Below are 6256 nucleotides of genomic sequence, written 5' to 3' on the forward strand. Positions count from 1 at the left end.
GTAGAGTGGGCAAAGCGAAGCGTGCCCACCACTTTTGCGTATATGAGCGAAAGATGGTGGGCACGGTGCTCTGCACCTTTGCCCACCCTGCGCACCAGACACCTTGCATCAATCCGGCAGTGTCTCGCCGGAGCCGCCGAGGTCGGCGGGGAGATCGACATATTTCGGCAGGCCGTCGCGCACCGAGACCATCTTGCTCGCGTAGTTCGCGTGCAGCGTGGGCTTATGGGTGTAGCCCTTCAGGAGGTTGGCGTAGACGTCGATCAGCCGCATCCGCGGATGCTCGGTCATGACATGGCCGCCGCAGCGCTTGCAGAATTTGCGGTACGAATTTTCGGTCTTGTGGAAGGTCGCCAACTCCGCTTCGCCTTTGGCGACGCGCACATCGCTCGACTTCCACAGGCTGAAGGCGTTGATCGGCGCCGCAGACCACGCCTGGCAATCGGCGCAATGGCAGTAGCCCGCAAACACCGGTTTGCCCATCACCTCGACCTCGACCGCGCCGCAGAAGCAGCCGGCCTTGTAATGCGCGGCAGGCTCGGCATGCGCGCCGGCCCCTTCGGCGAGCAGATCGTTGTACGCCGTGTTCTTGGTCATGAAGTTGCGGACGAAGTCGCATTCGACCCGGAGCTTGCGCCCTTGCGCGCGCACCGCGTCCAGCGTGGCGCGGCCGAGTTTCGAGCCGATGCCGCGACCGCCGAGCTCGGGCGGCACCTCGGTATGCACCAGCGTGATCTCGCCCGGCGATTTCCGATAGGTGACGAAGGCGATCGTTCCGTCGACGGCGAGCTCGAAGCGCTCGCGTCCCTCATTGTCGCTGAAATTGTTCGGCATCGTCGGTCTCCTCTTCCATGAAGGCTCCTGTTCGGCGCCGTCATTGCCAGGAGCCAACGGGTCCGGCCCTCGGCCGGCCCGATGACAGGCTCCGCGACGAAGCAATCCAGGGTCTGTCCGCGGATACGGTCTGAATTGCCTCGCGGAGCCTGTCATCGGGCCGCGCTTTGCGCGGACCCGTTGGCTCGCAATGACGGAGGAGAGACGCTACGGCATGCTCAATTCGTGCCGGCCGACCACCATCCAGTGCACCTCGTCCGGGCCGTCGGCGAAGCGCAGATGGCGGACGTCCTGGTACATCTCGGCGAGCGGGGTCCATTGCGAGATGCCGGTGGCGCCGTGCATCTGGATCGACTGGTCGATGATCCGGCAGGCACGCTCCGGCACCATGGCCTTGACCATGGAGACCCAGACGCGGGCCTCCTTGTTGCCGAGCACGTCCATGGCCTTGGCCGCCTTCAGCACCATCAGCCGCATCGCCTCGATCTCGCAGCGCGCCTGCGCGATGATCTGCATGTTGCCGCCGAGATGGGCGATCTTCTTGCCGAAGGCTTCGCGGGTCAGTCCGCGCGTGACCATGAGGTCGAGCGCCTTCTCCGCCTTGCCGATGGTGCGCATGCAGTGGTGGATGCGGCCCGGTCCGAGGCGGAGCTGCGAGATCTCGAAGCCGCGGCCTTCGCCCAGCAGCATGTTGTCCTTCGGCACGCGGACGTTGCTGAAGCGCATGTGCATGTGGCCGCGCGGCGCGTGGTCCTGGCCGAACACGTGCATGGGCCCGAGCACCTCGACGCCGGGCGTGTCGCGCGGCACCAGAATCTGCGACTGCTGCTTGCTCGGCGCCGCGTCCGGATTGGTCTTGACCATCACGATCATGATCTTGCAGCGGGGATCGCCGAGGCCGGAGATGTAGTACTTCTCGCCGTTGATCACCCACTCGTCGCCGACGAGCTTGGCCGTGGTCGAGACGTTCTTGGCGTCGGAGGAGGCGACGTTGGGTTCGGTCATCGCATAGGCGGAACGGATCTCGCCGTTGAGCAGCGGCTTCAGCCACTTCTCCTTCTGCTCCTTGGTGCCGACCCGCTCCAGCACCTCCATGTTGCCGGTGTCGGGCGCCGAGCAGTTCATGGTCTCGGACGCCAGCGGGCTCTTGCCGAGCTCGGCGGCGATGTAGGCGTAGTCGAGGTTCTTCAGCCCCTGGCCGGTCTCGTCATCGGGCAGGAAGAAATTCCAGAGGCCTTCCTGCTTGGCCTTGTTCTTGGCCTTCTCGAGCACTTCGAGCTGCTTCGGCGTGAAGCTCCAGCGGTCCTCTCTGCCCGCGCCCGCCTTGACGAACTCGACCGACATCGGCTCGACGGTGTCGCGGATGAATTTCTTGACATGGTCGTAGAGCGGACGGACCTGATCCGACATCCGCAAGTCGTTGAGTTCGTCGCCCGGGTTGAGCGTGTAGTTGGTCGTGCGGGGCACGTAGGCATGCTTCATTGTCGTTCCTCCCGTTTCGATGATGCCGTGTTGCCGGCGACAATAGACGGGACCGGCGCAAAGCGCGAGCGCGGTCTTTTCCGGATCGGCGCAGATCGAACAATGTTTGAAGCGCCGTATCGCGCGCGATTTGAATCGCTCGTGCCCCGGACGCAGCGCGTTCGGGACACGAGAGAGGCGTTCAGCCGTCAGGCCGGCATCCGGTGCATGGCGCAGATCTTGTTGCCGTCGAGATCGCGCAGATAGGCGAGATAGAGCTTGCCGGCAGAGGCCTCGCGAATGCCGGGCGGATTCTCGATCGGGGTTCCGCCGGCGGCGACGCCGGCCTTGTGCCAGGCCTCGACCTGCTCGGGCGAATTGGCGGCGAAGCCGATCGTACCGCCATTGGCGGGAGTTGCCGCCTTGCCGTCGATCGGCTTGGACACCGAGAACACGCCGGTCTTGGTGATGTAGAAGATACGATGACCGTCGACCCGCGCCGGCCGTACGTCCAGCGTGCCGAGCAGCGCGTCATAGAACGCCTTGGCCTTGTCGAGGTCGTTGGTGCCGATCATCACGTGCGAGAACATTTGTGGTTTTCTCCCCTGTTGAACCGATTGAATTCCGTAGCCCGGATTGCGCTTCGCTCCATCCGGGCTACGGAATCAGAACGCCGTGTAGCCGCCGTCGATCACGAAGGTGTCGGCGGTGTGATAGGACGAGGCCTTGCTCATCAGGTACACCGCGATGCCGCCGAAGTCCGACGGCTCGCCGAACCGGCGCTGCGGAATCCGCGGCATGACGTTGGCGACGAATTTTTCGTTGCCCATGATGCCGGCGGTCATGTCGCTCTTGATCCAGCCCGGCAGGATCGCGTTCGCGGTGACGCCGTGGCGCGCCAGTTCCACGCCGAGCGCGCGCACCAGCGCGTTGATCGCGGCCTTGGTCGCGGCGTAATGCTCGTTGCGCGCGGTGCCGAAGATCGAGGCGAGGCTCGAGGTCGCGACCAGCCGGCCGAAGGGATCGCCGGCATTGGCGCGGTCGGTCATGTGCCGGGCGGCGGCCTGGAACGCGTGGAATACGCCGTCGAGATTGGTGGCGAACATCGTGCGCCATTCCTGCTCGGTGCGCTCGATGAAGGAACGCCGGCCGCCGCCGCCGATGCCGGCATTGGCGAAGCAGCCGTCGACCCGGCCAAACGTGTCGAGCGTGGCCTTCATGGCCGCGTTCACCGACGCCGGATCGGTGACGTCGCAGATTCGGGTGTCGACCTTGCCGGCGAGGCCTGCCATGCTGGCCGCCGCGGCCTTGTTCTTCTCCGCGTTGCGGCCCCAGATCGAGACGTTGCAGCCCTGCGCGGCGAGTGCCTGGGCGATGCCGAGCCCGATACCGCCATTGCCGCCGGTGATCACGGCCACGCGGCCGGTGAGGTCGAAGATGTTCATGGGGCGTTTCCCGTTTCTTGGTATGACGCGCGTCAGCCGCTGCGCACAAGACGATGTGCCATGTCCCGACCACCATGGACAAGAGCGCGCCAAAAATCAAATATGCGTCCCGACAACCAATTCCGATCAGCGAAACATCGCCGGTCGCAACCACGAGGAAACAATGCAGTTCAAGCACGTCACGCTCGATTTCGACGGACCGGTCGCCGTCCTCAGGCTGGATCACCAGGAGGTCATGAACGCGGTGTCGATCGACATGCTGGGCGGCCTTGCCGAGGCGCTCGATGCGATCGAGGACCGCAAGGACGAGGTGCGCTGCCTCGTCGCCACCGGCGCGGGCAAGGCGTTCTGCACCGGCGCCAACCTGCAAGGCCGCAACACCCAGAAGACGGCCGGCCGCAGCAACGCCGGCTCGGCGCTGGAGACCGCGTTCCATCCGTTCCTGCGCCGCCTGCGCCGGCTGCACTGCCCGATCGTCACCGCCGTGAACGGGCCGGCCGCGGGCGCCGGCATGAGCTTCGCGCTGATGGGCGACATGATTTTGTGCGCGCGCTCGGCCTATTTCCTGCAGGCGTTCCGCCGCATCGGCCTGGTGCCGGATTGCGGCTCGACCTGGCTGTTGCCGCGGCTGATCGGCAAGGCGCGCTCGGTGGAACTGTCGCTGATGGGCGAGCGGCTGCCGGCTGAGAAGGCGCTCGAATGGGGCCTCGTTAACCGCGTCCATGACGACGCCGTGCTGATGGAGGAGGCGATGAAGCTCGCGCGCGAGCTCGCCAACGGCCCGACGGTGGCGCTCTCGCTGATCCGCAAGCTCTACTGGGACAGCCCGGAAAACACCTTCGAGGAACAGCTCAATCTCGAGTTCGAATCGCAGCGGCTCGCGGGCTCGACCGAGGACTTCAAGGAAGGCGTCACCGCGTTCCTGGAGAAGCGGCCGGCGAAGTTTCGGGGAAAATGATCGAGGCGGAACTTTCGCGCAGCGTCGCGCGGTGGTGCCCGGGCGCAACCGGCGTCACCGGCGCGGCAAAGCTGTCCGGCGGCGCCAGCCAGGAAACCTGGCGCTTCGACATCGTGCACCCGGACGGTCCTGTCGCCGCCATCCTGCGCCGCGCGCCAAAGGGCTATGGCGAGGCGCGGTTGCGCGCGGCGGGCCTGGATGCCGAGGCGAAGCTGATGCAGCTCGCCTATGAGGTCGGCGTGCCGTCGCCGCACGTGCTGCACGTGCTGAGCCCGGAGGATAATCTCGGCACCGGCTTCATCATGCAGCGGGTGGAAGGCGAGACCATCGCGCGAAAAATCCTGCGCGACGCCGAATTCGCCGCGATCCGGCCAAGACTTGCGCGGCAGATCGGCGGCGTGCTCGCCGGCCTGCACGGCCTGCCGCAGGCGAAGTTGCCGCCGCTGCGCGAGATGACCGCGACGAAAGAGCTCGACGAGCTCGAGCGCGATTATCGCAGTCTCGAGCGGCCGAGGCCGGTCTTCGAGCTCGCATTGCGCTGGCTGCGCGACCACGACCCGGGCCCCTCGGACGAAATGACCGTGGTGCACGGCGATTTCCGCAACGGCAATCTCATCATCGGCCCCGAAGGCGTGCGCGCGGTGCTCGACTGGGAGCTCGCCCATCTCGGCGATCCCATGGAGGATATCGGCTGGATCTGCGTCAATTCCTGGCGCTATGGCGAGATCGACAAGCCCGTCGGCGGTCTCGGTTCGCGCGAGGAGCTGTTCGCGGGCTACGAGGCCGCCGGCCGCAAGGTGGATCCCGCGCGCGTCAAATTCTGGGAAGTGATGGGCACGCTGCGCTGGGGCACCATGTGCGGCAGCATGATGCAACGGTTCCGCAACAGCCCGGACCATCCGATGGAGCAAGCCATGATCGGGCGCCGCGCGTCCGAGACCGAGATCGATCTTTTGCGGCTGCTGTCGCCGCGGGGGAGATGAGCATGCAAGACGATCCGACGCCGACCGAGCTGACCAAGGCGGTCGCCGACTTCCTGCGCAACGACATCACGCCGCTGATTTCCGGCCACCAGGCCTTCAAGCTGCGCGTCGCCATCAACATCCTCGACCTGGTGACGCGCCAGCTGACGCTGGAGGCGGGCAGCGACGCGAAGGAGATCGCGCGGCTCTCGGCTCTGCTGGGAATGACGGGGTCGGTGATGGAACTCAATCGTGCCCTCGCGGCGCGCATCGCCAAAGGCGAGGTCGATCTCGCCACGCCCGGGCTCGCCGAGCATCTCTGGCAGACCACCATGGACAAGCTCGCGGTGGATCAGCCGAACTACGCCTCGTACAAGCGGGAGCTGGAGGGGGAGAAGGGCGGGTAGGGCCTCTCCCGTCATTGCGAGCGAAGCGAAGCAATCCAGTCTGTCACCGCGGAACGATTCTGGATTGCTTCGTCGCTTCGCTCCTAGGAAGAAAGTGGGTGGGTACCGGTCTAAACTCAGTCAGAGTGGCTCACCCATTTTCATCTAAGGCGGGTCGGCCCCTCGGGCCGGTCGGAACTCGCAATGACG

7 protein-coding genes are annotated in these 6256 nt (G+C 65.6%); 3 read left to right on the top strand and 4 right to left on the bottom strand.

Translation table 11 applies throughout. The annotated features are described in order from the left end of the window. Positions 1 to 108 precede the first annotated feature (108 nt). The 4 genes from KGM94_RS25275 to KGM94_RS07845 form a co-directional block, all read right to left on the bottom strand. A complete protein-coding gene (locus KGM94_RS25275; RefSeq protein WP_366526219.1) occupies positions 109 to 834 on the bottom strand; it encodes an N-acetyltransferase in 726 nt (241 codons plus the stop codon). 207 nt (positions 835 to 1041) lie between these two features. Next, positions 1042 to 2316 (bottom strand): acyl-CoA dehydrogenase family protein, encoded by a 1275-nt coding sequence (locus tag KGM94_RS07835; RefSeq protein WP_300256581.1) that lies wholly within the window; start codon positions 2314 to 2316, stop codon positions 1042 to 1044. A 188-nt stretch (positions 2317 to 2504) separates the two neighbouring features. Next, positions 2505 to 2885 (bottom strand): VOC family protein, encoded by a 381-nt coding sequence (locus tag KGM94_RS07840; RefSeq protein ID WP_300256583.1) that lies wholly within the window; start codon positions 2883 to 2885, stop codon positions 2505 to 2507. 75 nt (positions 2886 to 2960) lie between these two features. Next, the gene (locus KGM94_RS07845; protein WP_300256585.1) at positions 2961 to 3740 is read right to left on the bottom strand and encodes an SDR family oxidoreductase; all 780 of its coding nucleotides are present in this window, start codon (positions 3738 to 3740) and stop codon (positions 2961 to 2963) included. Positions 3741 to 3903: 163 nt separating this feature from the next. On the opposite strand from KGM94_RS07845, the gene KGM94_RS07850 reads away from it, so the two are divergent. Genes KGM94_RS07850 through KGM94_RS07860 form a run of 3 tightly spaced genes read left to right on the top strand, consistent with a single transcriptional unit; the run spans position 3904 to position 6067 of the window. Continuing rightward, entirely contained in the window at positions 3904 to 4698 is a 795-nt protein-coding gene (locus KGM94_RS07850) for an enoyl-CoA hydratase/isomerase (protein ID WP_300256587.1), read from the top strand. Beyond that, the gene (locus tag KGM94_RS07855; protein WP_300256589.1) at positions 4695 to 5681 is read left to right on the top strand and encodes a phosphotransferase family protein; all 987 of its coding nucleotides are present in this window, start codon (positions 4695 to 4697) and stop codon (positions 5679 to 5681) included. The genes KGM94_RS07850 and KGM94_RS07855 overlap by 4 nt, the downstream gene beginning before the upstream one ends. 2 nt (positions 5682 to 5683) lie before the next feature. Beyond that, positions 5684 to 6067: a DUF6285 domain-containing protein gene (locus KGM94_RS07860; RefSeq protein ID WP_300256591.1), complete on the top strand. Its 384-nt coding sequence runs from the start codon at positions 5684 to 5686 to the stop codon at positions 6065 to 6067. Positions 6068 to 6256 lie beyond the last annotated feature (189 nt).

It is taken from the genome of Bradyrhizobium sp. (assembly GCF_028868675.1).
In the GTDB taxonomy this organism is placed as follows: domain Bacteria; phylum Pseudomonadota; class Alphaproteobacteria; order Rhizobiales; family Xanthobacteraceae; genus Bradyrhizobium.